17 protein-coding genes are annotated in these 24,749 nt (G+C 71.8%); 5 read left to right on the top strand and 12 right to left on the bottom strand.

Going from position 1 to position 24,749, the window contains the following annotated elements:
* The first annotated feature begins 49 nt into the window (after window positions 1-49).
* From MKW14_RS02835 to MKW14_RS02845, 3 genes are all read left to right on the top strand, one after another.
* Window positions 50-2,737 carry a DegT/DnrJ/EryC1/StrS family aminotransferase gene (locus MKW14_RS02835; RefSeq protein ID WP_240858535.1) on the top strand — a complete coding sequence of 896 codons (2,688 nt, stop codon included), beginning with the start codon at window positions 50-52 and terminating at the stop codon, window positions 2,735-2,737.
* On the top strand, window positions 2,737-3,753 hold the full coding sequence (locus MKW14_RS02840) for an LCP family protein (protein WP_240858537.1): 1,017 nt from the start codon (window positions 2,737-2,739) through the stop codon (window positions 3,751-3,753). Before MKW14_RS02835 ends, MKW14_RS02840 begins: the two co-directional genes overlap by 1 nt.
* 298 nt (window positions 3,754-4,051) lie before the next feature.
* Window positions 4,052-5,647 (top strand): fibronectin type III domain-containing protein, encoded by a 1,596-nt coding sequence (locus MKW14_RS02845; protein ID WP_240858538.1) that lies wholly within the window; start codon window positions 4,052-4,054, stop codon window positions 5,645-5,647.
* Between the two features lie 52 nt (window positions 5,648-5,699).
* Here MKW14_RS02845 and MKW14_RS02850 read toward each other — a convergent pair whose 3' ends face one another.
* Genes MKW14_RS02850 through MKW14_RS02895 form a run of 10 tightly spaced genes read right to left on the bottom strand, consistent with a single transcriptional unit; the run spans window position 5,700 to window position 16,975 of the window.
* A complete protein-coding gene (locus tag MKW14_RS02850; RefSeq protein ID WP_240858539.1) occupies window positions 5,700-6,410 on the bottom strand; it encodes a sugar transferase in 711 nt (236 codons plus the stop codon).
* Complete coding sequence (locus tag MKW14_RS02855) at window positions 6,410-7,072, bottom strand: PIG-L deacetylase family protein (protein ID WP_240858540.1); 663 nt, start codon at window positions 7,070-7,072, stop codon at window positions 6,410-6,412. Before MKW14_RS02855 ends, MKW14_RS02850 begins: the two co-directional genes overlap by 1 nt.
* Window positions 7,069-8,046, bottom strand: coding sequence for a methionyl-tRNA formyltransferase (locus MKW14_RS02860; protein ID WP_240858541.1), 978 nt, complete (start codon window positions 8,044-8,046; stop codon window positions 7,069-7,071). Before MKW14_RS02860 ends, MKW14_RS02855 begins: the two co-directional genes overlap by 4 nt.
* The gene (locus tag MKW14_RS02865; protein WP_240858543.1) at window positions 7,967-9,406 is read right to left on the bottom strand and encodes an oligosaccharide flippase family protein; all 1,440 of its coding nucleotides are present in this window, start codon (window positions 9,404-9,406) and stop codon (window positions 7,967-7,969) included. The genes MKW14_RS02860 and MKW14_RS02865 overlap by 80 nt, the downstream gene beginning before the upstream one ends.
* The gene (locus MKW14_RS02870; RefSeq protein ID WP_240858544.1) at window positions 9,403-10,716 is read right to left on the bottom strand and encodes an O-antigen ligase family protein; all 1,314 of its coding nucleotides are present in this window, start codon (window positions 10,714-10,716) and stop codon (window positions 9,403-9,405) included. Before MKW14_RS02870 ends, MKW14_RS02865 begins: the two co-directional genes overlap by 4 nt.
* Window positions 10,716-11,966: a phosphotransferase family protein gene (locus tag MKW14_RS02875; protein ID WP_240858545.1), complete on the bottom strand. Its 1,251-nt coding sequence runs from the start codon at window positions 11,964-11,966 to the stop codon at window positions 10,716-10,718. The genes MKW14_RS02870 and MKW14_RS02875 overlap by 1 nt, the downstream gene beginning before the upstream one ends.
* Window positions 11,963-13,402 (bottom strand): RtcB family protein, encoded by a 1,440-nt coding sequence (locus MKW14_RS02880; protein WP_240858546.1) that lies wholly within the window; start codon window positions 13,400-13,402, stop codon window positions 11,963-11,965. Before MKW14_RS02880 ends, MKW14_RS02875 begins: the two co-directional genes overlap by 4 nt.
* A 14-nt stretch (window positions 13,403-13,416) precedes the next feature.
* Window positions 13,417-14,550, bottom strand: a complete 1,134-nt coding sequence (locus MKW14_RS02885) for a glycosyltransferase (protein ID WP_240858547.1) — start codon at window positions 14,548-14,550, stop codon at window positions 13,417-13,419.
* Window positions 14,547-15,533, bottom strand: coding sequence for a hypothetical protein (locus tag MKW14_RS02890; protein ID WP_240858549.1), 987 nt, complete (start codon window positions 15,531-15,533; stop codon window positions 14,547-14,549). Before MKW14_RS02890 ends, MKW14_RS02885 begins: the two co-directional genes overlap by 4 nt.
* An 8-nt stretch (window positions 15,534-15,541) precedes the next feature.
* A complete protein-coding gene (locus MKW14_RS02895; protein ID WP_240858551.1) occupies window positions 15,542-16,975 on the bottom strand; it encodes a GumC domain-containing protein in 1,434 nt (477 codons plus the stop codon).
* A gap of 87 nt (window positions 16,976-17,062) precedes the next feature.
* Here MKW14_RS02895 and MKW14_RS02900 point away from each other — a divergent pair, with 87 nt between their 5' ends.
* Window positions 17,063-17,890 (top strand): hypothetical protein, encoded by an 828-nt coding sequence (locus MKW14_RS02900; protein WP_240858553.1) that lies wholly within the window; start codon window positions 17,063-17,065, stop codon window positions 17,888-17,890.
* Here the strand turns inward: MKW14_RS02900 and MKW14_RS02905 are convergent.
* A complete protein-coding gene (locus MKW14_RS02905) occupies window positions 17,853-19,301 on the bottom strand; it encodes a polysaccharide biosynthesis protein (protein ID WP_240858554.1) in 1,449 nt (482 codons plus the stop codon). The genes MKW14_RS02900 and MKW14_RS02905 overlap by 38 nt on opposite strands.
* 270 nt (window positions 19,302-19,571) lie before the next feature.
* On the opposite strand from MKW14_RS02905, the gene MKW14_RS02910 reads away from it, so the two are divergent.
* Complete coding sequence (locus MKW14_RS02910) at window positions 19,572-21,449, top strand: glycoside hydrolase family 15 protein (protein ID WP_240858555.1); 1,878 nt, start codon at window positions 19,572-19,574, stop codon at window positions 21,447-21,449.
* A gap of 8 nt (window positions 21,450-21,457) precedes the next feature.
* On the opposite strand, the gene MKW14_RS02915 is transcribed toward MKW14_RS02910, so the two are convergent.
* Window positions 21,458-24,661, bottom strand: a complete 3,204-nt coding sequence (locus MKW14_RS02915) for a putative bifunctional diguanylate cyclase/phosphodiesterase (RefSeq protein WP_240858557.1) — start codon at window positions 24,659-24,661, stop codon at window positions 21,458-21,460.
* Window positions 24,662-24,749 lie beyond the last annotated feature (88 nt).

Raw genomic sequence — 24,749 nt, forward strand, 5'->3', positions numbered from 1 at the left:
GTATGTATACATCGTAAATGTACGCTCTCGGCGTACGGGGGAGCATCCTATGACTGTTCACAAGCTGCGGCCCCGGCAGGAGTCGATCGAGCGCGCTCGGCACGTTCTCGAACGTGCAGGCGAGCCGGATGTGCCCTTCGCCGTCACGCGGATCACCCCGGAGGCCCGACGGGCGGCGCAGCGTGTGCTCGCCTCCGGCTGGGTGACCACCGGACCCGAGACGCAACACTTCGAGCGCGAGTTCGCGACCTACGTCTCGGCCGCGCACGCTGTCGCGGTGAGTTCCTGCACCGCGGCGCTCGAACTGGCCCTGCGCGCCCTGCGACTGCCGGCAGGCGGCGCCGTGCTGGTCCCGGCCGTCACCTTCTGCGGTGTCGCCCAGGCCGTGCTGCACGCCGGACTGCGGCCCGTGCTGGTGGACGTCGATCCCGCCACCGGGATGCCGACGCCCGCGACCGTGGCCCGGGCGGCCCGTGCGTGCGGACGCTCTGACGCGATGATCGTCCTGCACTACGCGGGGGCCCCGGCCCCCGTCGCCGAGCTGGCGGATGCCGCCCGGCTGCCCCTCACGCACGTCATCGAGGACGCCGCGCACGCCCTGGGCACGTCGGTGGGCGACCGGGCCGTGGGCGGTCTGTCGCGGGCGACCTGCTTCAGCTTCTACGCCACCAAGAACCTGCCCATCGGCGAGGGCGGCATGGTCACCACCGACGACCCCGAGTTCGCCCAGCTGATCCGCCGCGCACGGCTGCACGGCATGTCCGCCGACGCCTGGCGCCGGAACCTGCCCGGCGGAAGCTGGCGGTACACCGTCGAGGAAGCCGGCCTGAAGGCCAACATGACCGACGTGCAGGCGGCCATCGGGCGGGCCCAGCTCCGGCACTTCGACAGCTGGCAGAAGCGGCGGCAGGCCCTGGCCGAGCGGTATGACGCGGCCCTGGAACCCGTCCCAGGACTCGCGCCGCTCCAGGCCACCACAGCGGGGCGACACGCGCGTCACCTCTACGTGGTGCGCGTGCTGGAAGAGTACGGAACCAGCCGCGACGAGCTGATCGAGCGACTCGCGGAACGTGGCATCGGCACCTCCGTGCACTTCATTCCCCTGCATCACATGCCGTACTTCCGGCAGACGGCGGTCATGCCGCCGGGCGGCCTCCCGGGTGCCGACGCACTGTTCCCACAGCTGCTGTCACTGCCCCTGTACCCGGCCCTCACCGACCGGCAGGTCGACCGGGTCTGCGCAGAGCTGGTCCGGTGGGCCGGGCCGTGTCGGCCGGCCGGCCTGCGCACCCTCGTGATCGGCGCCGGAGAAGCCGGACGGGAACTGGCCCGGGACCTGGCACACACCCCGCAGTTCGGGCTCGACCCGATCGGCTTCCTGGACGACGACCCGGTCAAACGCCGTGTCGCCGCCGTCGGGGAACTGCCCGTCCTCGGAGATCTGGACGACACCCGCACGGCCGTGCTCGAGCATCGCGTCGAGGCCGTCGTGGTCGCCATCCCCGACCTGGACCCGGATCGATTCCGCCGAGTCGCAGCGGCCGCCGAGACCGCCGGGGCCAGCGTGCGGTACCTGCCCTCGTTCGTCGCCGCGCTCCAGCGCGACGTGGTGGGCAGCGACATGCGCTCCCTGGACGTACGCGAGCTGATCGGCCGCGCCGAGATCCACGTGGTCGGCCCCGAGACACGTTCGGTGATCGCCGGGCAGCGGGTTCTCGTGACGGGCGCGGGAGGCTCGATCGGCAGCGAACTGTGCCACCAGGTGCGCGCGTTCGGCCCGAGCCGGCTGTTCCTGCTCGACCACGACGAGTCGAACCTCCACCGGCTGCAGCTCGAGCTCTACGGCGATGCCCTGCGGGCCGACGACGTGGTCGTCTCGGACATCCGGGACCGCGCACGCATCGACCAGGTCTTCCGCGAGCTGCGCCCCGACGTGGTCTTCCACGCGGCCGCCCACAAGCACCTCCCGCTGCTCGAACTCCACCCGGGAGAAGGTGTGAAGACGAACGTCCGCGGAACCGAGAACCTGGTGCGCGCCGCCGCGGCCGTCGGCACGGCGCGCTTCGTCCTGATCTCCGCCGACAAGGCCGCCGACCCGGTCTCGGTGCTCGGCGCGACCAAACGGCTGGCCGAGCTCGTCGTGCAGAACGGCCAGCAGGACGCCCCGCCGGGAACCCTGTTCACCGCCGTCCGCTTCGGCAGCGTCCTGGGCACCCGCGGCTCGCTGCTGTCGTTCGTGGCCCAGCAGTTGGGCGCAGGCTGCCCGGTGACGGTCACCGACCCCGAGGCGACCCGGTTCTTCATGACCGTGGAGGAGGCCGCCGGCCTGGTCCTGGAGGCGGCCCGTATGACACAGGGCGGCGAGGTGTTCGTCCTGGACATGAGCGGTCCGGTACGCGTCGTGGATCTGGTCCGTATGTTCGCCCGTTCCCTGCACTTCCCCGACGTCGATTTCCGGTACACCGGACTGAGGCCCGGCGAGAAGCTCAGCGAGACGCTGTTCGCCGCTCACGAACGGCACACGGCCACCTCCCATCCGCGCATCCTCGCCGCGACCCCCACCACCCGGAGCACACCGCTGGCGCAATACCTTCCCGCCCTCTACACCGCGGCGGAGTGCAGTGACGACGAGGGTGTGCGCCGTGTGCTCGCCGCCATCCTCCCGCAGTTCCGCGCCGCCGGGCGGGCCCACCCCGCGCACGCCGCGCTGGCCGATCCGTACCCGGACGACTTCTGATGTCCGCGCACCGCCGCTGGCCCGAATGGGCGCCGAGGCCGGTCACGAAGAGGCGCCGCCTCCTGCGCACGCTCCTGCTGCTCGGCCTCGCCGCCGTACTCGCGCTGGTCGGCCTGGGTGCCGGGACCGTCTGGTGGGGCACCAACCACTACGGCGACCAGGTCGCCCGTATCCCCCACGCCTTCCCGACGGGGCCACGTCCCGGAAAGGTGGCCTCGCACAACGGCGGAACGACCTTCCTGCTCGCGGGGGTCGACAGCCGCTCCAGGCGGCCGACCACCGGCAGCGACGCCACCACGCGGCTGTGGAGGTACGGCGCACAGCGGAGCGACACCATGATGCTGGTGCACCTGAGCGGCGACAAGCGCACTGTCCACGTGATGTCCATTCCGCGGGACAGCTGGGTGCCGATTCCGGGCCATGGCTCGGCGAAGGTCAACGCCGCGTTCTCCTGGGGCGGTCCGCCTCTCATGATCCAGACGGTGGAACGGCTGACCAGGACTCGCGTCGACCACTTCGGTGTCATCGACTGGCACGGCTTCAAAGCCCTCACGGACGCTGTCGGCGGCGTGCGCATCACCGTGCCGGCGGACTCCTACGACCCTGTGCTGCAACGGCACTTCGCCGCCGGTACCCACGTCATGCACGGCGACGAGGCGCTGGCGTACGTCCGGCAACGTCACGGTGTGCCCGGCGGCGAACTGGACCGGATCAAGCACCAGCAGCAGTTCCTGCGCAGCCTGGTCGGCGAGATGCGCGGAAAGGTCAGCCTCACCGACCCCTTCGGCACCGCCCGGATGCTCGACGCGGTCACACGCACGGTCAGCGTGGACGACCGGATGTCCAACGGTGATCTGCGCGACCTGGTGATCGGCCTGCGCCACCTGAACGAGTCCGACGCCCGGTTCACCACCGCGCCCATCGTCCATTCGGAGATGATCCGCGGGCAGTACGCCCTGATCCTCGACCGGGCAAAGCTGCGGGCCCGTTGGCAGGCGGTCGAGAAGGGTTCCTGATGACCCGTCGGCCGTCGCCCCGGTCGTCGGCGCGTTCCCGGTCCGGGACATGAAGACCGCGAGGCCGCGCCGAGTGAATTCCACCCGTTCGCCATGAACCGCTCTGCCGTGTTCACCCGCCGGACGCAACATCGTTGGCCGCTTCGAGCCGCTCACACCAGGCTGGGCCGGGACCGATACGCGCTGTATGCGCCTCCCCGCCCGAAGGACGTGAGAAGCAACCGTGCGAAGACGCCGACGACTGCGGTTTTCCTTTTTCCGATCCGTTCTCCGGTGTGCCGTCACCGCAACCCTCGCATTGGCCGGGCTCATCGCGCTCCCGGCCACGGCTCAGGCGGCAACGCCTGCCTTCGTCCAAGGCAAGGCGTTCTCCACCTCCAGCCGGGTCCCCTCCCTGTCGGTCGTGCTGCCTGGGCAGGTGGGGTCCGGGGACCTGCTCGTCGGCTGGTTCGCCGAGTACAACGCCCAGGGAACGGTGCATGTCTCGGACAACGTCAACGGCGCCTGGACCCGGGCGCCGGCATCGACCGCCTTCCAGAACGACACCGGCGACATCGCCCTCTACTACGTCCAGAACACCAAGCCGGCAGCGGGCGGGCTGACCGTCAGCGTGTCCGCAAGCGCCAACGCCTATTTCCAGGGTTCGCTCGCCGAGTACTCGGGCGTCGCGATCGCCGGACCACTGGACCAGATCGTGTCGAACCGAGGTGTGGGTACGGCTGTGGACACCGGGCCGACCGCCGCCGTACCCGCCGGGGAGCTGGTCTTCTCGGCACTCGTGACCGGCAACAGCCCGGGCAACGTCACTCCCGGGGCGAGCCAGGGCGTCAACTACACGCCGCGGGCACGCACGACCTCGGGATCGGCCTTCGAGCAGGACATCGCCTCGGCCGTAGCAGGACCGCAGAAGGGCACAGCCATCCTCGCCAACACGGCTGACTGGTATGCCGTGGTCGCGACCTTCCGCCCGGCTTCGTCGGAAACGCAGGCCCCCACCGTCCCCCAGGACCTGCATGCCACCAGCGTCGCCGCGACGAGTGTCAGCCTCACCTGGTCCCCGTCGACGGACGACGTGGCCGTGACCGGCTACACGGTGTACCGCAACGGCACTCCGATCGCGACTCCGGGGCCCAACACGACCTCGTACACCGACACGACCGTCGTGGGCGGGGCGACGTACAGCTACACGGTCGACGCCTTCGACGGCGCGGGGAACCACTCGGCCCAGTCCCCACCGGTCCAGGTGACGACCCCCGCCTCCGCGCCCGCGTTCGTCCAGGGAGCCGCCGACTCACCGGGGACGAGGACGACTTCGACGACACTCACGCTCCCCTCTCCGGTGGCGGCGGGCCATCTCCTCGTCGGGTGGTTCGCCCAGTACGACGCACCCGGGCAGGTTCAGGTGTCGGACAACGTCAACGGCGCCTGGACCCGGGCGCCCGCGTCCGAGCACTTCAACAACGGGGGCGGGGACCTCGCGCTGTACTACGTGCAGAACACGCGGGCGGCGGCTTCACTGACCGTCACCATGAGCGCCTCCGGCCCGACCTACCTGCCGAGCGTGGTCGCCGAGTACTCGGGCGTGGCCACCTCGAACGCTCTCGACCAGACGGCGGTCGGCCGGGGGAACGGCACCGCCGCGGACTCCGGTCCGACCGCCTCGGTCCCCGGCGGCGAGCTGGTCGTCGGCGCGATGATCACCGGTGGTCAACCGCTCACCGTCACCCCGGGCAGCAGTCAGGGGGTTCCCTTCACCCTGCAGGTGTACAACGGCAGCAGGTCGTGCACCATCGAGGGCATTCTCTCCGGTGCGCCCGGCCCGCAGAACGCACGCTTCGGCCTGGCCACCTCGACGGACTGGTACGCGGCCGCCGCGACCTTCCGGGCCGCCTGACACAGCCGGCTCGGCTCTCCGGCCCGCGCCGACGCGCGGGCCGGAGAGCCGTTCAGACCCGCGACACGCGCGAGACGCCGGCCTCGACGCGAGCTGAGCGACCGTCGGCGAAGCGAGGCAGGCCCACGCACAGCGCCCGCACCACCAGCCGCACGTCCGTCGCGAGCCGGCGATCGCGCAAGTAGGCAAGGTCCAGGGCGAGCTTGGTGTGCAACTGCCTCTCCACGTAGAGCTCCTCGGCATGGCCGGGAACGTCCAACTCGCCGCCGCGGTTGGCCACGTACAGCGCGCCCGGGCCGATGATGCCCGGCCGGTCGTCCAGCAGCCGCAGCTCGCCCCGGGTGTAGAACGGCAGGAAGCGCTCGACCTCCGGTCGCGGACCGACCAGTGTCATGTCACCGCGCAACAGGTTGACCAGCTGCGGGAGTTCGTCGAGGCGGCTGCGGCGCAGCCACCCCCCGACCCGCGTCACCCGGGGGTCCGTGCTGCCGCTCACCGCGGGCCCCGCGCGGTCGGCGCCGACGGACATCGAGCGGAACTTCAGGATGACGAAGGGCCGCAGCCCCCGGCCCGCGCGCCACTGCCGGTACACGACAGGCCCTCGGCTGGTGCACCGCACCAGAACGGCGACCAGCGTCATCGGCACGAGCAGCACCACCAGCAGTATCAGGGCCACAGAGATGTCCACCGCGCGACGCAGCCGGCTGTCCCCGCGTACCTGCGGCCCGGCCGGCTCCGGCCGGATCCACCCGGACACCATCATCACCACATCTCCCGCAGTACCTGGAAGGGTTCGGCTGCCGGGCGCCCGACCCGGCTGCCCCAGTACGCCGCGCGCTCCTGCAGGGCGCGCAGCGACCGGGGGTGCGGATGATCCCGCAACTCGGTCTCGTAGCAGCTCATCGCCTCGAGCTTGACCTGGAGCGTGCGCGTGACGTCCACGTAGAGCGACGGCGTGAACGCGTCGTCGGTCGACCACGCCCACTCGGTGGACGACGGCGTCTCGAACACGGCGAACCTGCGCAGCCCGGGCAGCACATACGGGCGGCAGGCCGTCCACGCGGCGCGGGCCACCACCCCGTGGTCGGAGTTCACGTCGCCCGGGAAGTGCGTGTAGACCAGGTCCGGGCGCAGCGCGTCCACCGCCGTCTCCACCTGCTGGACCACGTCGATCAGGGGCAGCGTGTCCAGCCGCTGGTCGGGCAGGGACCACAGGTCCAGCGAGGCCAGCCCCAGCACCTGCGCCGACCGCTGCGCCGACTTCGCGAGATCCTCGGCGAGCCCTTCGCGGTACCGGCTCGAGGCCCCCTCGGTGAGGACGATGCCGTGCACCGCGTCGCCGTCCCGGACGTGCCGGGCGAGAGTGCCGCCCGCCCCGAGGAGTTCGTCGTCGGGGTGTGCGGCCAGGACGAGTACGGTGCTCATCGCGCCACCCCCTCGGGCCGCGGACCCTCGCCGAGCACCCAGCGGGCCACTCCCTCGGGCACCGCCTCGAACCGGTCGCCGGGCCTCACACCGGTCCGCAGGGACCAGGGCGCCGCGGGGTGGGGCGGCTCCGAGGGGCCGCTCATCCTGGTGACCAGCACCCCGCCGGTGCGGGTGGCCACAAGAACACCGCGGCCCGGTTCCACGGCGAGCACCGAGCCCGGCGGCCCGCCGGGCTCGGCACCGCTGGGCGGGCGGGTACGCCAGATCATCACCCGCTCACCGTCCAGTACGCCGAACGCCCCTGGGTACGGCGTGGTCAGGGCCCGCACCCAGTCGTGCACCGCGGACGCCGGGCGGTTCCAGTCGATGATCCCCATGGCGGGAGTGCGGCGGGGCAGCACGTCTCCCTCGGCGGGATCCTGCGGGCGGCGCGGCGCGGTGCCGGTGAGCAGCGCCGGAAGATGCGCGAGCAGCATGTCGGCACCGGCCTGCGCGACCCGGTCGTACACCGTGCCGCAGGTGTCCTGCGGCCCGATGGCCACGGCGCGCTGGTCGACGATGTCGCCGGTGTCCACGCCGGGGTCGAGCATCATCATCGTGTTGCCGGTGACCTGCTCGCCGCGCAGGATCGCCCAGTTCACCGGGGCGCGACCGCGGTGGCGCGGCAGCAGGGAGGCGTGGAAGCCGACGCAGCCGTATCGCGGGACGGAGAGCAACTCGGGCCCGAGCAGCCGGGTCCAGCCGACGACGACCATCAGGTCCGGGTCCAGCGCCTGGATCCTCGCCACCGTCTCCGGCGTGTTGAGGTCGCTCTCGCGCAGCAGTGGGACCCCGGCGGCCCGGGCGGCCCCGGGCAGATCGGCGGCGCCCGACAGCCGGTGCCGGTTCTCGTCAGGCGGCGTGATCACGGCCGTGACGCGGACCAGCGGCGACCGAAGCAGGGCCGTCAGCGCCGCCTGCGCCTCGTGCACGGCGCCGATGAAGACGACGCGGCCGGGTCGGTGTACGGCGGAGGACCGATAGGACGGGTTGCGCATAGCGGCTCCTTCGGGTTCGGGTGCGCGGCCGGGCCACGAAACGGGTGAGGGTCACGAGTACTGCGGTGGTGACCAAGTACGCGATGCTGGACGCCACGGCCGCACCGACAGCCCCGTACCGGGGGATGAGCAGCCAGTCCAGTACGACGGTGACGGCGACACCGGCCCCCATGCCCAAGGAGTTCATCCCGGGTCGGCCGACGCCGAAGAGATAGGCCGTGGACACGGCTGCCGCGCCTTCGACGGCCAGTCCGGCCAGCAGGATGCAGGCAGGCACAACGGCGCTGTCGAACTTCTGCCCGTACAGCAGCGGCAGCGCGATCACCGCGGCTCCCACCATCAGCGGCACCAGCGCGGCGGTGAGCGCCGTGGCCCGCGGCAGGAGGCGGCGTACCTCGTCACCCGCGCGCCGCGCACCGTCGCGGGAGAACCGCGGATAGAGCACGTAGTGCATGGCGAGGGCGGGCAGTCGCATCAGTTCGGCGAACTTGGAGGCGACGGCGTACACACCGAGCACGGCGGGGCCGGACAGCGCGTCCACGATGACGAAGTCCAGCCGGAGGTTGACCAGCAGCAGCACGTTGCCCAGCTGGCCGCGGGCACCGTAGCGCAGAACCTCCCGGGCGAGCGGCCGCGACGGCCGGCCCCAGCGGTGTCCGAATCCGGTGCGCGCCAGCCTGCCCAGCGAGGTGACCGTGGCGGCCGTACCACCGACGAGGAGCCCGGCGACCACCGCGTCGGCGCCGCGCAGTCCGACCAGCAGGGCGGCGCCGTAGGCGGGCAGGAAGAGGAACTCCTCCGCCACGATGACCAGGTTGGCCCCCCGCATGTCGGCTCGTCCCTGACAGCAGGCCTTGCCCCACACGGTGAGCAGCTGGGTGACCACGGTGACTGCCAGCAGGGTGAGCTGCCACACCGGCACGGTGGGGAAGAGCGGGGCGAGCAGGGGCACCGCGGCCAGCCACAGCAGCGCACCGGCGGCCGACCCGGCCGCGGCGAGCAGTGCCAGCGTGGGCCGCAGACCTGGATCGTCGTGTCGCTCGCCCGCCAGGAAGTACGCACTCGCCAGCGGCAGTCCGCAGCTGACCACGACCCCGGTCAGCCAGGGCAGCACCCGCAGCAGGGCGTACTCGCCGAGCACCTCGGCCCCGGACAGCCGGGCGACCAGCAGGCTCGCGACGAAGACCACCGCCACGGCGCTCCCCTGGGCGACCAGGTTGCCGACCATGCTGCGGCGCCCCAGCGCCGCAGACCGCTGCGTGGTCTCGTGGTTCTGCCCGGCGGTCCCGGTCATGGCAGCTCCCCGTGGGCGCCGGGGCGGTCCGGGCCGTCCGGTTCGGGTGCGGAGGCCAGTACGGCCACCATCGCGAGCAGCACCCAGAGGAACCGGAAGTGCAGGACCTCGTAGTACGCGCCTGCCACGGCCAGGCCCGCGAGCCCCGCGACGAGTCCGGCAGGCCGGGGCACCTGGGCGGCGAAACGCGAGCCGGGCGGGGCGCGCAGGGCTCGGGCGGACCGCCAGGCCGCCGACAGCACCAGGGTCAGCAGGCCGATCACGCCGAGCGGGCCGCGCTCGACGAGGGCCGCGAGATAGTCGTCGTGGGCTTCCTTGGCGTACGCGAAGTTCTGGTCGGTCAGGAGCTGTTTCGTCGTGCCGGGCCCCGAGCCCGTCAGCCAGTGCTCCTGGTACAGCTGGAGACTCTCGTGCACCAGGGTGCCCCGCTGCTCGCTGCTCGCCCCGCTGCGGCCCACGGTGTTCACCAGCTCCGTCTGGTTGGACAGCTGGGCCGCGTTCTGCAAGTGGGCGAGTGGAGCAGCGGTGAGCGCACCGCCCACCGCGAGGGCGATGGCGAGCACCACCGCGACCCCGGCCACCACGCCGCCCTTGCGCCAGGCGGTGTGCGCGGCGACGAAGACGAGACCTACGCCCAGCATGACGACACCGCCGTTGGACTGGCTGAGCAGCAGGGCCCAGACCAGCATCACGTATCCGAGCCAGCGCAGCGGCCGGCGGCGCGGGCACCGGGTGGCGTACACCATGAAGAGCGAGACCACCCAGAACGTGGCGGCGTAGTTGGGGTCTCCCAGGGTGAACAGCTTCCGGTCGCCCTCGGTCGCGGAGATCCCCTCGATCGCGCGGATGTGCGCGAGGCTCCCGACCACCAGGACGGACGCCCAGACCACGGCCGAGTACGCGAACGTCGCGGTGAACAGGCGCAGGACGCCCGGCCGGCGCGCGAGGTTGTACAGCGCGACGCACCACGCCAGGAGCAGGATCTCCTTGCTCACGTTCATCAGCGAGGTGCCCGGGAGCGGCCCGGCGAGGCCCGCGAGAGCGCCGCTGAGCAGCATGAGGGCGCCGGCCAGTGTGTAGGGGGCGCCGAGCCGCCGGCCGCAGGTGGCCGCCCACAGGACGCTCATCAGCACGGTGGCCAAGGTGAACACGTCCACCGGTGAGCTGTTGCCGGGGCCCGCGGGGCGCAGGACCGGCTGGAACACAAGCGCGACGCAGGCGACGAGGGCCGTGGTGCGGGTGAGCGTCTCGTCCCTGGCGGTGGCCTTGGCCCGCTCGGGCACGAAATCGGCTGCGGTGACGGTGGCCATCAGGCCTCCTCCCTGGTCAGGCGAACGAACGCCTGGACCTGCGCATGGGCGAACTGCGGATCCGTCGCCTCGGCTGCGACGGCCGCCAGCTCCGCCAGTACGGCGTCCCGCCCGCATGCGGGGGGCAGGCCGAGCCGGCGCAGCGCCGCCGCGAGGAAGCCGCGAACGAGGCGCGGATACCAGCCCGTGCCGTCCAGGGCGTAGGCCAGGGCTGCCCCCGGCTGCCCGGCGACGAGTCCCGGATGCCCGGGGACCGGGTGGCCCGGCCTGGTGCGGCGGTCGAGGTATTCGCAGTAGGCCACGACGAACCGCGCGGGATCGGTGAGGGGATTGCCGGCCGTCCTGGCGTGCTCCCAGTCGACGACTCCGGAGACCCGGCCGCCTCGCAGCAGGATGTTGCCGGGCCAGAAGTCCCCGTGTACGGCGGTCAGCGGGGCCGTGTGCCGTCGCAGCCGGCGGCGCAGCGCGTGCAGTCGCGCCTTCGCCCGCTCACCGTCCAGGCGCAGGTCCAGGACCGCGGCCGCACCGGAGGCGAGATCCAGCGGGGCCCGCTCGCCGGCGGTGGCCGACTGCAGCGCTGCCAGCCAGTCCGCCGCCGCGGTGAAGTCGGCGCGCACCGGGGCGGGTCGTGCGGTGTGTCCTGGGCGGTGGTAGGCGACCAGCATCGGCACGCCCGGCATGGCCGTCGTCGCCAGCGCCGGCCGACCCAAGTGGTGCAGCAGGCTCACCGCGGCGGGCACGGTGGGTCGGGTTTCGCCCAGCGGGAGCGTTGCCATGGCCCGCAGCTGCTCGGCCTCGCGGATGAGGCCCGGCACGCCGCCGGCACCCGTCGGGACCTTCACGGCCAGCGCGGGCAGCTCCGCATCGGGCGGGAACAGCAGCAGGACGAGACGGGCGTCCGGATCGTGGCTGTGGTCCAGGAGCACGAGGGGACCGGCAGCGAGCAGGCGGCCCATGTCGCTCTGCGCGGTGCCCGTCGGCGTGGGCTCCTGACCCGGACCTGGAACCCGCAGCCGCGGCACACAGCGCCGTGCCCCCGGAACGGCCAGCGCCGCGCGGGCGGCCGGATACACCCACCCCGGCAGGGACGGTGGTACGGCCAGCAGTGACTCACGCACGTACGACAGCACCGGCGCCCGGTCCTCGGCGACCACGACGGGGTGCCGCCGCGACGGCAGAGTGACGTATCGCCGCCCCGGCGGCAGGAGTTCGCGCCACATCCGGTCCCGGGGCGGTGCCGTGGCGGTCATGACAGCACCGCGAAGGGCCTGAGCCGGGCGACCGGCCGCACCAGGCCGTTGCCCGAGAGGATGGCGACCGCCGCGTCGACCCCGGCGTCGTCGAGCTGGGGCACGTTGCGCGGGGTGGCCCGGTCGTAGGTGAAGCGCATGGTGTGCCGGTGGCGGGGATCCGGTCCGCTGCGGCCGCTGCGTTCGAACTCACTGATGATGCTGCCGGTTCCGTGGCATGCGGTGTAGAGGCTGCGGCCGGCCTGCGGCGCCGGGACGCACAGGAACGACGAGGTGCGGTTGGTGCCGGGAACCAGCAGGGGCTGACCGGTCTGCGCGAAGGCGGGGTGGCCTGCCATCAGCTCCGGGGTCCAGGCCCTCGCCGCGTTGTGCCGGTGCACGAACGCCGGTGCGCCGTCCACGAGTTCCTCGTAGACGGAGTTGTGCGGTGAGTCCACCACGAGCCGCAGGCCGGCCCCGAAGGCGACCCGGGCGAAGGACCGCAGCGCGGCGTACGTGGCCAGCCGGTAGGCGAAGCCGTAGTTCATGGACAGCCGCTGGGCGAGCAGGACCCGGCGTCCCTCGTCACCCTCGATCGGCACCGAGGGGCAGCCGTGCCGGAAGTACGCCGTGTAGCGCTGTCGGGCCTCGGGCAGGCCGCCGGGCCTGAGCAGATGCGACAGCGGTTTCTGCACCGCCATCTCCGCGCGCAGCAGCCGGGAGGCCGCCTGACGTCGTGCGTACAGCTCGCCGATCTGGCCGGTCAGCACACCGCCGCCGTTGTGGAACTGCAGGGTCACCTGCCCCTGGTGCACGCCGAGCCGGTCGGCGATCTCCGGCTCCAGCACTTCCTCGACCTCCTGGAGTTCCAGGAAGTGCGTGCTCGGGCCGATGCCGCCGAACCGGAGCCGGGCCAGCTGCACACAGATCCAGGGCAGTTCACGACGGGCGCGGCGGGCGCCGCCGTACTCCTCCACCGGCAGATGTCCGAACTCCTCGATCCGCTCGATGTCGGCCGCGTCGATGCCGAACCGCTCGGCGGCGAACGGCGCGCCCTCGACGGCGGCCCGCAGCACTTCGGAGCGGGACAGCTCGAACTTCCAGCGCGGCGGGTCGGGGTACCGCTGCCTGACCCGCCGGTAGAACTCCTCGACGGCGGCCCGTGAGGGCCGTGGCACGTCGAGGACGGCGAGTGCCATGCCGCAGTTCAGCGCCGCGTCGGTGAGGGAGGGCCTGATCGCTCCCCGGGTGGCCACCGCGATGCTCGACGGCATCTCCGACTTGCCCTTGTGGCAGAAGTCGGGCAGCACTACCGGCGCGGCCGCCAGATCCGCGGTCTCGGTGCCTCGGCGGACCCGGTCGAGCAGCGTCGGGTCCGCCGGGGCCTCGGCACTGTCGAACACGGTGAGGTCGGCACGGGACTTGTCGGCCGGGCCGGTGATGATGTCGACATGCACGGGGACTCCTCGGTTCAGGACAGTCGGACTGGTCGGGTGTACGCGGAGGTCAGCTCCTCGCCCAGCGCCTTGACGCTGAACGCGTCACCGATCCGGGTACGCGCCTCGGCGGCCAGCCGGGCCGCCTCCAGCGGGTGGTCCAGCAGATGAGCGATCGCGGGAGCGAGCAGATCGGGCCGCTGAGGGGGAACGAGCAACCCCGTCCGACCCGGAACGACCACGTCGGGGACGGCGTTGACGGCCGTGGCCACGACGGGGACGCCGGTGGCCATCGCCTCGACTATGGCCACCGGGAGCCCCTCGTAGCGGCTCGGCAGGGCGAAGACGTCGAACGCCGGCAGCAGGTCCGGGACATCGGAGCGCTCTCCGGTGAACACCATCGAGACCCGCTCGCGAATGGCCAACTCCCTGACCTTTTCCGCCAGTTCTCCGCCGCCGATCCACACCCCGGTCAGCCCGGGCCGGTTCAGTACCGCCAAGGCGCGGACGAACGTCTCGGGGTTCTTCTGGTAGGCGAGCCGCCCGACGGCACCCACCACCGGGCCGGGGCCGGCCAGGCCGAGTGCCTCGCGGGCCAGGGCGCGTGTGGCCGGTGTCCTGGCCGGTGCGTCGAGGTCCACCGGAACGCCGATGGTGCGTACGCGTTCGGGGGACACCAGGCCGCGACGCACCACCTCGACCGACACGGCCGTGCCCACGCACAGCGCCACGTCGGTGAAGCGGCCCATCCGCCGCTCGATCGCGATGTACGCGGCGCGTCGCGCAGCGGACTCGAACTCGTGGTAGGGCAGCCCGTGGAACGTGTGGACGACGCGGGGCACCCCCGTCCGGTGCGCCGCCAGCCGCCCGAGTGTTCCCGCCTTCGCGCTGTGCGTGTGGACGACGTCGAAGCCGCGACGCGCGAAGAGGCGGGTGAGCCGGTACAGCGCGCGCAGGTCGTCGCCGGGGGCGATGGGTGAGCGCAGCGCGGGCTCGACGACCGTTTCGATGCCGGACTCGGAGGCGAGGCCGAGCAGCCGGTCTCCGCTTCCGGTGATGATCGTCGTGCGGTGGGCGGCCGGGTCCAGGGCCTGCGCGCCGCGCAGGGCGACGATGCCGGCTCCCGCCTCGAACCGGGTGATCACGGTGGCCACGTGCAGCGCGGTCATGGCAGTGCCTCCGCCTTCTCGGGAGCCTCTGCGATGAGGCGGTACAGCGTGGCGAGCCCCTCCTCCGGCCGGTCGCCGAGCACGAGTTCGTGTGCCGGCAGCCGCCGGGCCATGGTCTGAGCCACGGCTTCGATCGGCGGATGGGCCGGCCCCTGGCCGGTGCCCAGCGCGAGGGTGGCCGCGAAGGGCCAGTAACGGCGCAGCTCTCCGGCCATGTACGTGCCGGCGACCAGGCTGCGGGCGGCGTCCGCGGCAGCCAGAGGGCGCACCGCAGGACGTCCGGAGATCCTTCTGCGCAGAACCACCAGCCGGTCCGGGAGCAGGGCGTCCACCCGTCCGGGCAAGGAGCGCTCGGTACGCCCGTGGGCCATGTGCCGGCCTCCGCCGCCTTCGATGCGCATGGGCTCCACGAGTCCGTGAACCGTCCGGCCGTCGGTGACGCACACGTTGTCGGAACACGTGTGCTCACCGGACGCCACGGCGCCCAGCAGCAGCGTCGACCTGCCCGTCCCGCCGGGTCCGGCCAGCAACGGCACGGATGCACCGACCGTCACGGCGGAGGCGTGCATCGGTACCCGTCCGCGGCAGCCGGCCCACCACAGCGCCGGATACTGCAGCAGCGCGGCCCGGGCCAGGAGGTGGAAGCGCGAGCGCAACAGGCGGGCGGCCACGTGCTCCCGCACGGGGGGACGCCACCGGGCCTCCACCCGCAGGTGGTCGGTGGCGACCAGCCGCAGGTCGAAGCCGCTGCCGCAGGCGTTGAACAGCACCACCACGCCGTTTCGGGCGTAGGCGCCACGGGTGAGCGGCGCCCAGCCGCGGGTGTCGAAGGGGGTGCGCTGCGGCTGCACGACGACGTGTACGTCACAGGGACGTCCGTCGGCCGGCTGCCAGCCACCGGCGCCGCCTTCGGTCAGCAGCCGGGAGAAGGGGGCCCGGTGGTGGCAGTCGAGCAGGAGCCGTTCCCCTGCCTGGACCAGCATGGCGCCCATCAGTCGCCGTCCGATCCCGTGAACTTGGCGGAGCGGTCCTGACGCCGTGGCCGGGCGGGGTCGCCCAGGACGCCGATGACAGGCCAGCCGGTCGTCGCCGCGAGGTTGCGCACCCGGCGCAGCTCCGTGTACGGCGGAAGCTCGGGCTCCACCGCGACCAGTACATGACCGGCGCCGTCGGCGATGTCGTTCACCTGGTGCAGCGCACGTACCCGAACCGGCGCGACCCTGGGCCGGTTCGCGGCGGCGACCCGGGTGAGGCGCTCCGTCACGACCGAGCCCTCGTGGACCTCCGAATCCGATCCGGCAGCCGAGGCCGCGAGCCGGCCGCCGTTGCTCCCGGCGGTGGCCTCGTGGTTCTGGGCGAGCGTCCCGGTGCCTGCCGTACGCGGACCGGCCGCTCGGCTGTGACGCAGCCCGGTACCCGCGGGATGGCTGTCGACCCGTGCGAGCCGCTGCTCCAGCTCTTCGGCGAGGCCGGCCAGACGCGCCTCGCCGCCGGGCCCGGTCAGCACCACGACTCGTGCCTCGGCGCGGGCCACGGCCCGCCCCAGTGCGAGAACGGTCTCGGCTTCGATCGCGGGACCGGTGCCGGCCTTGCGGGTCCTGCGGGTGGGCTCGGGAAGGCGGCCCAGCACCGGAGCGTCGAGTTCCCGGCCGAAAGCGTGCGGGCCGCCCACGCGCGGTCGTACCGCCTCCAGCAGGGTCGCCATCAGCAGTCCGGCCACCAGCCCGATCGCCCCTGCCAGGGCCAGGTCGTTGGCGGCCAGCCGGGGTGCCGGCGCCGCGTCACTGGCCGAGGACAGCAGCGAGCCCGTACGGTCGCCCAGACCCGCGGCCTGGGCGCCGCGCAGGGAGCCCTGGATGTCGAGGATCTGCTGGTCCAGGGAGCCGAGCTGGGCGGTGAGCCGTCCCGAGTCCGCCGCGTTCTTGGCGCTCGGCAGCTGTGAGGCCACGCGGACCCGTTGCGCCTGGAGCGCGTGCTCGCGGTCGGTCAGCTGGGTCACCAGCAGGTTTCCGGAGCCGTTGAGGAAGCTCACGAGCTGCTCCGACAGGGAGCCCGCGAGTTTCTCCGCCGTCCGTGGATTGCGGTCAGTGACCTTGACGGTGAACACGGAGGAGCCGCCGAGCCGGGAGACCGTGGTCTCACGGGCCACCTCGGTCCTGCCGCGGTCGGTGACGTGTACCTGCTTCAGAGCCGGGCCGATGACCGAACCGCTGGTGACGACGGCCTTCACACGGCTCAGCATGGCGTTGGCCTCGACGTCGGTCGTGGGCAGTGTGGCGGATGCCTGGACGCGTGCCTTGGAAACGTACATCCGTGCGTTGCCGGCTTCGAGTGCGCCCACGACGAGCATCGGCAGGAGGATGCAGACCGCCAGAAGCCGCCAGTGACCGCCGAGTACGCGGCGCAGAGCTTCGTTGAATTCCATCGCATATCCTCATTAAGATCGCGAACAGTTGCATAGTGGGACTACGGGGATCTTCAGTGCGGTTCAGTGCCCGGAGGAGACATGCCGATGGCCGGCCTCGACACCCGCCGCGGACAGCGGCGGAGACTCCGGGCGATCTTCTCGACCGGTCTTCTGCTGGCGGCCACGGTCTCGTGTGGCCACGAGAAGTCCGCACGGCCGTTCCTCTCCGTGGCGCTCAACACCACGGATCCGGTCACGGCGCGCTACGGCTACTCGCTGATCGACGTGACCCCGGAGCGGGTCTCGAAGATCACCAACGATCAGCGCGCCCTGGTCTGGCTCGGCGGGTACGACAAGGTGCGCTGCGTCTGGAACTGGAGTGACGCGGAGGTCCGGCAGCGTTTCTCGCGCTACGACCTGGCCCGCTCCTCCCGGATCGTCGGATACTTCGTGGCGGACGAGCCCAACACCGACCTCAACTGTCCCGGTGCCGCGGCCGACGTGCGTGAGCGGTCGGCGCTGGTACGCTCCCTCGACCCGGACCACCGCCGTTTCACGCTGGTGAACGTGGACGATCCGCGTCAGTTCGCGTCGTTCCGCGGCACGACGGACGTGATGAGCGTCGACGTGTATCCCTGCCTGGTCGGCAAGCCGTGCGACTGGGCGCTGATCCCGCGGGCCCTGCAGGCGTTGCGCAAGGCGGGGGTCACCCGTTACATGGGCATGCTCCAGGCGTTCTCGTACCAGCAGTGGCGCTGGCCGACGGCGGCCGAGCTGACCGGGATGATCGCGCAGTGGCAGCGCTCCGACTGGCAGGGGCAGCTGACGTTCTCGTGGCAGTACAAGGGCGGCAGACTGGCCGACCACCCGGAGTTGCTCCGTGTGCTGAAGAGACTCAACGACGCACCGCATGAGCTGTTTCCGCTTCCGTGATCTGTGTGGGAAAGCCGGGAAGCATCCAGGCAAGGAGCCGGCGGGTCTCCACGCGGTCGTTGCGCTCCGCGGCCGCGTACAGCTCGTCCAATGGGCGCAGCGCGGCGACGAGGGCCGACCGGGAGGACGGCGTGGCGGCGAGGATCCGCTGATGCGGGGTCCGGTCGTACGCCTCCTGCGTGGAGAACAGGGTTTCGCGCATCTTCTCTCCGGGCCGCAGGCCCGTGAAGTGGATCTCGGGGTCCGGCACGTTCATCGCGCGGGCGAACTCGCGGACCAGGTCGAGAATGCGTACCTCGTCGCCCATGTCCAGGACGAACACCTCGCCGCCCGCCGCCATCCGGGCCGCTTCCAGGACCAGCCCGACGGCCTCCTCCACGGTCATGAAGAACCGCGTCACGTCGGGGTGGGTGACCGTGAGTGCCCTGCCGGAGCCCAACTGTTCGGCCAGTACCGACAGCAGCGAGCCGCGGCTGCCCAGCACGTTGCCGAACCGTACGGCGGTCAGGACCGTCGAGCCGCCCGCGTGTGACTGGACGATGAGCTCAGCGAGCCGCTTGGTGGCGCCCAGTACCGAGACCGGGTCGGCGGCCTTGTCCGTGGAGATCAGCACGAACCGTTCGACCTCGGCGGCGAGCGCGGCCCGTACGAGGTTCTCCGTCCCCAGCACGTTCGACTTCACGCCCTCGCAGGGGTGGCGCTCCAGCAGCGGCAGGTGCTTGTGCGCGGCAGCGTGCAGGACCAGTTGGGGGCGGAGTTCGGCGAAGACCCGGTCGATGCGGGCGCGGTCGCGGATGTCCGATATGACGATGTCGTCGTCGCGCAGCGCCTGGCCGTGCAGCTCGAGGCCGAGCCGGTGCAGATGGGATTCGTCGTGGTCGAGCAGGAACAGGCGGCTCGGCTCGAAGCCGTGCACCTGGCGGCACAGCTCGCTGCCGATGGAACCGCCCGCCCCGGTCACCAGGACGCGCTTCCCGGTGATGATCGAGCCGGTCCGGTCACTGACCACCGGTATCTCGGAGCGGCCTGTCAGCCGGCGCACATCGAGCGCGCGCATGTCGCCGCCGACGACGTCCCGGCGCAGTGCCGCGACGAACGACGGCAGGTGTCGTACGCTCGCGCCGTTCGCCTCCGCCGCCAGGGCGACGTCCCGGAAGAGCTGGGCGGGCAGCCCGGGGATGGCGATCACGACGACCTCGACGCCGTGTCGCACGACGGCCGCCGCGGTGTCGTCGAGCCGGCCCACCACCTTCACCCCGTCGATGCCGCGCTTGGCCGGGTTGTCGTCGAGAAAGCCGACCGGCAGGAGCCCGAAGCGCGAGGTGCGCAGCAGATCGCGGGTCAGTGCCCGGCCGGCCTCTCCGGCGCCCACGACCAGCGTGCGCAAGCCTGCGGTTACCGATGCGGTCATCACGGACTCCTTCGGTGGGGCCTGGCCGTACGTTTACGACGTATACATACACACTTGACCCATTTTGGCCGACCGTCAAGTGGGTGGGCTGTTGACCCGGGTCGACGAAAGGGGGAAAGATGTAAGTGTACGTCGTAAATATACAACTCAGCCCGTCGGGGGTGATCCGGTCATGACGACGACCCGAGTGCACGTGGGTTCCTGGCTCCATGACCGGATCCACATCGACGAGATCTCGCCCGGAAGGCATGACCACGAGCGGGTCCGGCCATGAACGCGCCCATCGAGGACTACGCCCTCATCAGCGATCTCGAAACCGCGGCCATGGTCGGCAGGAACGGGTCCATCGACTGGCTCTGTCTGCCCCGTTTCGACTCACCGGCCTGCCTCGCTGCACTGCTGGGCGGTCAGGACAACGGCTTCTGGCGGGTGGCTCCGGTGGCCGCGCCAGGGATCTGCACCCGCCGCGCCTACCGGCCCGACACGCTCGTCCTGGACACGTGGTGGGAGACCCCGACCGGCACCGTGCGCGTCACGGACTTCATGCCGCCGCGGGCCCAACTGCCCTGTGTCGTCCGCGTGGTGGAGGCCCTGTCGGGCTGCGTGACCGTGCGCAGCGAACTGTGTCTGCGCTTTCATCACGGCCGTGTGCTGCCCTGGGCCAGGAGCGCCGACGACTGCACCGTCGCGGTGGCCGGACCGGACGCCGTGTGGCTGGGCACCGAAGGGCCCGTGGAGCTGCTCGAACGGGAGCCCTCCACGGTGGCCGAGGTGACCCTCGCGGCTGGTCGGCGTGTCGCCCTCACGCTGGTCTGGGCGCCCTCGCACCGGTCCCAGCCGCCCGCGCCGCTCGGCGTTCCGGCGCAGTCACTCGTCGACGAGACCGCCGACTACTGGCGCAGCTGGGTCTGCCGGTGTCGCTACCAGGGACCGTGGCGGGACGCCGTGGTGCGCTCCCTGATCACCCTGAAGGCGCTCACCTACGCGCCCACGGGCGGCATCGTCGCGGCGCCGACGACGTCACTGCCCGGCTGCATCGGAGGAGAGCGGAACTGGGACCACCGGTTCTGCTGGCTCAGGGACTCCACGCTCACTCTGTCCTGCCTCCTGCGCAGTGGCTACTCCGAGGAGGCGACGGCATGGCTGGACTGGCTGGTGCGGGCCATCGCGGGAGACCTCGCCGACCTGCAGACCGTCTACGGTGTCGGAGGCCAGCGGCTGCTGCCGGAGACCGTGGCCGACTGGCTGCCCGGTTACGAGGGGTCGCGGCCCGTGCGATTCGGGAACTCCGCCGTCGACCAGTTCCAGCTGGACGTCTACGGCGAGGTCCTGGACACGCTGTACCTGTCCCTGCGGGCCGGTATCGCCATGCCCGCGCACGTGTGGGACCTCGTGCAGGCCATGATGGGCTTCCTGCAGAGGCACTGGCGCGAGCCCGACCGGGGGCTGTGGCAGGTGCGGGGGGAGCGACGGCAGTTCGTCCACTCCAAGGTCATGGCCTGGGTGGCCGCGGACCGTGCCCTGCGCATGGCGGAGCTGCTCGGCCGAAACGGACCCTCAGCCGAGTGGCGGGCCATGCGGCAGGAGGTGCACCGCCAGGTGTGCCGGGACGGCTGGGACGCCGGGCAGCAGTCCTTCGTGCAGTCCTACGGCTCCACGGCCCTGGACGCCTCGGCGTTGTTGATCCCCCGGCTCGGCTTCCTGCCCGCACGGGACCCGCGGGTGCGCGGCACCGTACGGGCCATGCGGCGGCTGGACGACGGTGGATTCCTGCACCGTTACGCGCCCAACGGCCGAGGCACGCACGGGGTCGACGGACTGCGCGGCCGGGAGGGCACGTTCGTCGCGTGCTCCCTCTGGTACGCGGACGCTCTCGCCGCGACCGGCCACCCCGAACGGGCCCGACAGTCCTTCGAGCGTGTTCTCGGGGTCCGCAACGACGTCGGACTGCTCGCGGAACAGTGGGACCCGGTCGCGGGACGCCAACTGGGAAACGCGCCGCAGGCGTTCAGCCACATCGCCCTGATCGAGACGGCCTTCGCCCTGTCGGCGGCGCCGTCCCCGATTCCCGGCGGTCATCCGGCGTCGAGCCGTCGTCGCCCCGGCCCGTCCTCGGGCGGTCGGTCCGGAGCGGGCCGGCCCTCCTGACGGATGTCTCACGCCGAACCGTCCCGAGGATGCCGGCGTCCGTGCCCGTCGTGGGCGATCCTCCTGTCGGGAGCGGTACCGCTCCCGACGACCGGGCCGTCGGCGGCCGCGGCGGCCGTCATGCCAGGACCATCCCCGCGCGGACGGCGACCGTCCCGCCGCAGGACGACTTCTCCCTCCTCCACCGTCATCGGCTCCGCGAACAGGAAGCCCTGCCCGTACCGGCAGCCCATGGCGGACAGCAGATCGCGTTGGGCCGCCGCCTCGATGCCCTCCGCGACCACCTCCAGTTCGAGTGTGGCGGCCATACGCACGATCCCCTCGACGAGTTTGACCTGCCGGGGATCGTGCGGGATGTCGTCGATGAACGACTTGTCGATCTTGAGTATGTCCAGGGGGAAGTCGTGCAGATAGCGCAGTGAGGAGAATCCGGTGCCGAAGTCGTCCACGGCGATACGCACACCGAGGTTCCGCAGGCCCCGGATGACCCCGTCGATCTGGTCGTCCCGCTGCATGAGGACGGACTCGGTGAGCTCCAGCCGCAGTGATCCCGGCACCAGGCCCGGGGTGTCGAGAGCCCGGGCCACCTCGTCGAGGAAGCCGTCGTCGCGCCACTGGCGGCCCGACACGTTGACGCTGACGTAGGGCGGTGACGACGGCTCGATCCGGCGCTGCAGCCGGGCGATGTCGGCGGCAGCGCTGTGCAGCACCCAGGCCCCCAGCGATGTGATGTGGCCGGTCTCCTCGGCGAGGGGGATGAACTGCTCGGGCGGCACCACCCCGTACTGCTGGTGCGTCCAGCGAGCCAGCGCCTCGAAGCCGACCACGTGGCCCGAGACGATGTCCACGACCGGCTGGTAGCTCAAGGCGAACTCGTCCTGGGCGAGGGCGTCGTCCAGCCGCACCCGCAAGCCCTGGCGCTCCGTCATGCGCGTCCGCAGTTGTGGCTGGAAGCGACGCCACCGGCGCTTGCCGGCGGCCTTGGCCGCGTACAGGGCGAGGTCGGCGAGGGCCAGCAGTTCCTCGGGATCCCTGGTGTCCAGTGCGGTGGCCACACCCACGCTGGCGGAGACGCTGACCGAGTCGCCCGAAAGATGGAAGGGCCGGCTCAACGACTGGACCACCTGCGCGGCCAGCAGCTCGGCGTCCAGCGGCTGCTTGGCGTCCTCCATCAGCACCGCGAACTCGTCACCACCCAGTCGCGCCGCTGTGTCGGTACGGCGCAGCGTCTCCGTCAGACGCTCTCCGACCCCTCGCAGCAGCCGGTCGCCGGCCGAGTGACCCAGTGTGTCGTTCACGATCTTGAAATCGTCCAGGTCGATGAAGAGCAGACAGGTCAGTGCCGGCTCCCGTTGCCCGCGCAGCAGGGCGCGTCCGGTCCGCTCCAGCAACAGGGTCCGGTTGGGCAGTCCGGTGACCGAGTCGTGGAAGGCCCGTTGGGTCAGCTCGTGCTCCAGTTGGCGCTGTTCGGTCACGTCCCGCATGGTGACGATCAGTCCGCCGACGGTCTCGTCCGCCCGCAGATCGCGGCAGCGCACCTCCACCTCGATGTGCCCGCCGTCGCGCAGCACCCACCAGTGATCGTGACTCTGGTGCAGCTCGTCGCCGACCAGTGTCGCCAGGGTCTTGTCCACCCTGCCGCGGTCCTGGGGATCCACCAGGTCCCGCAGCCGCCTGCCGCGCAGGTCGGAGCTGCCGAGGACGGCCAGCGCGGAAGGGCTGGCGTAGCGAACGGTCGTGTCCTCGTTGACGATCAGGATGACGTCCGAGGCGTTGCGCACCAGCGTGCGGAAGTACGCCTCGCTCTCCCTGCGGACGATCTCGCCGCGCAGCGCGATACGGTCGACCGCCAGTCCCGCGTGCGAGGCCAGGATCTCCAGCGAGCCGCGTACGTCGAAGAGCCGGCGCTCCGGTCCCGCGGCCAGCAGTACGTCCGGGAGCTCGCCGCCGGCCGGATGGTCGGGGTGGACCACCGGGCACACCAGAGCGGTCGGCAGTCCGCCGAGCCGCCCGGCGATGTCCGGTCCGAGCCGGTCGACGGTGCTGATCAGGGCACCGCTTCGCGGACCGTCGGAATCAGTGCTCCGCGCCAGGAGACTGTGGAGTTCCTGGGCCCGCTCGGCGGGCAGGACCAGAGTGCGGTGCGGAACGTCAGGGCCGAGCAGCGCGGTGACCGCGGTGTCGCAGGCCCGCGCGATCTCCTGGGCTGTCATGGCGGCCACCAGCGAGGCGGTCGCCGTACGCAGTGTCTGTTCCCTCGCCATGGCTTGCCGGTGCGCCGCGATCATGCTCGCGAGCCGCAGCATGACCAGCAGGAAGAGCACCGCGGAGAGGGCGGCCGGCACCGTCGCGTCGTGCGAGCCGCCCCTCCGCCCCTCCAGGAGGAGCACGCTGGGGACGATCAGTGTGGCCAGGGTGAGCAGCACGAGCCGAGGCCACTGCGGACGAGGGGACTCCGGCAGGGGCGCCGGCTCGGTCAGCCGGACCATGGAGGGATGGAGGGCGGCCAGCCCCCAGGCCGTGTAGAGCACGAGCCGGCCGGAGTTCAGCAGTACGTCGGGGTGCCACGTGACGTTGAGCTGCAGAATCCCGTAGGCGATGTCCAGGCACAGGAGCGTGACGGTGCCCACGGCCACCAGTTGGAGGGCGCGGTTGCGGCTGGAGGTCACTCCGGGGGAGACGAGGCGGGTCAGTATGGCCAGGACCAGGACACCGCCCACGGGGTAGGCGATGCTGATCACGCGCTGCCGCCACGTGCTCGAGTCCTGGGTGGCGAGTGGCTGCACCAGATAGACCCAGACCGGCAGAGCCAGCCCGGTGGTGACGATCAGGGCGTCCAGCCGGCTGGGCAGGTCGCGGCCGACCCAGCGGTAATGGACGAGGCCCAGGAGCCCGGCGGCGCAGAGCGGGTACACCGCGAGGCAGAAGGCGTCCGCGACGGAGGGGAACGGGTTGGACGCCCGGTGGTACTGCCCCCGCAGGTTGTAGTAGGCGTCGCCGACAGTGAAGGCCAGCAGCCCGGCGGCGAGCATGAGCCACGGCCACCGGTGCGCGGGTCCGTGGACACGGATGCCGGCGAGGACGGCCGCGGTGCCGCACAGGCCGATCACGACACACAGCACGGTGTGCGTGGCGGGAAGAGAGACATAGAGGCAAGTGAGACCCACGACCGCGGTGAGGTACGCGGCCATCAGCCGCTGGGTCTGCAGCATCGGCGAGAGCCTCCGGGGGGCGGGTCCCGGGCCGGGAACAAGGAGTCGGCCGGGCCTACCGCGCGCAACGCGACAAACTGGTATTTAA

The sequence above is a fragment of the Streptomyces gilvus genome, from assembly GCF_022513565.1.
GTDB lineage: Bacteria > Actinomycetota > Actinomycetes > Streptomycetales > Streptomycetaceae > Streptomyces > Streptomyces gilvus.

What these genes read in the sequence shown, in the direction of transcription:
- MKW14_RS02900 (WP_240858553.1), top strand. Translation starts at nt 17,063, where the DNA reads ATGGCCGGCCTCGACACCCGCCGCGGACAGCGGCGGAGACTCCGGGCG.
- MKW14_RS02915 (WP_240858557.1), bottom strand. Translation starts at nt 24,661, where the DNA reads ATGCTGCAGACCCAGCGGCTGATGGCCGCGTACCTCACCGCGGTCGTG.
- MKW14_RS02835 (WP_240858535.1), top strand. Translation starts at nt 50, where the DNA reads ATGACTGTTCACAAGCTGCGGCCCCGGCAGGAGTCGATCGAGCGCGCT.
- MKW14_RS02870 (WP_240858544.1), bottom strand. Translation starts at nt 10,716, where the DNA reads ATGGCCACCGTCACCGCAGCCGATTTCGTGCCCGAGCGGGCCAAGGCC.
- MKW14_RS02890 (WP_240858549.1), bottom strand. Translation starts at nt 15,533, where the DNA reads ATGCTGGTCCAGGCAGGGGAACGGCTCCTGCTCGACTGCCACCACCGG.
- MKW14_RS02895 (WP_240858551.1), bottom strand. Translation starts at nt 16,975, where the DNA reads ATGGAATTCAACGAAGCTCTGCGCCGCGTACTCGGCGGTCACTGGCGG.
- MKW14_RS02885 (WP_240858547.1), bottom strand. Translation starts at nt 14,550, where the DNA reads ATGACCGCGCTGCACGTGGCCACCGTGATCACCCGGTTCGAGGCGGGA.
- MKW14_RS02855 (WP_240858540.1), bottom strand. Translation starts at nt 7,072, where the DNA reads ATGAGCACCGTACTCGTCCTGGCCGCACACCCCGACGACGAACTCCTC.
- MKW14_RS02865 (WP_240858543.1), bottom strand. Translation starts at nt 9,406, where the DNA reads ATGACCGGGACCGCCGGGCAGAACCACGAGACCACGCAGCGGTCTGCG.
- MKW14_RS02905 (WP_240858554.1), bottom strand. Translation starts at nt 19,301, where the DNA reads ATGACCGCATCGGTAACCGCAGGCTTGCGCACGCTGGTCGTGGGCGCC.
- MKW14_RS02850 (WP_240858539.1), bottom strand. Translation starts at nt 6,410, where the DNA reads ATGATGGTGTCCGGGTGGATCCGGCCGGAGCCGGCCGGGCCGCAGGTA.
- MKW14_RS02910 (WP_240858555.1), top strand. Translation starts at nt 19,572, where the DNA reads ATGAACGCGCCCATCGAGGACTACGCCCTCATCAGCGATCTCGAAACC.
- MKW14_RS02840 (WP_240858537.1), top strand. Translation starts at nt 2,737, where the DNA reads ATGTCCGCGCACCGCCGCTGGCCCGAATGGGCGCCGAGGCCGGTCACG.
- MKW14_RS02875 (WP_240858545.1), bottom strand. Translation starts at nt 11,966, where the DNA reads ATGACCGCCACGGCACCGCCCCGGGACCGGATGTGGCGCGAACTCCTG.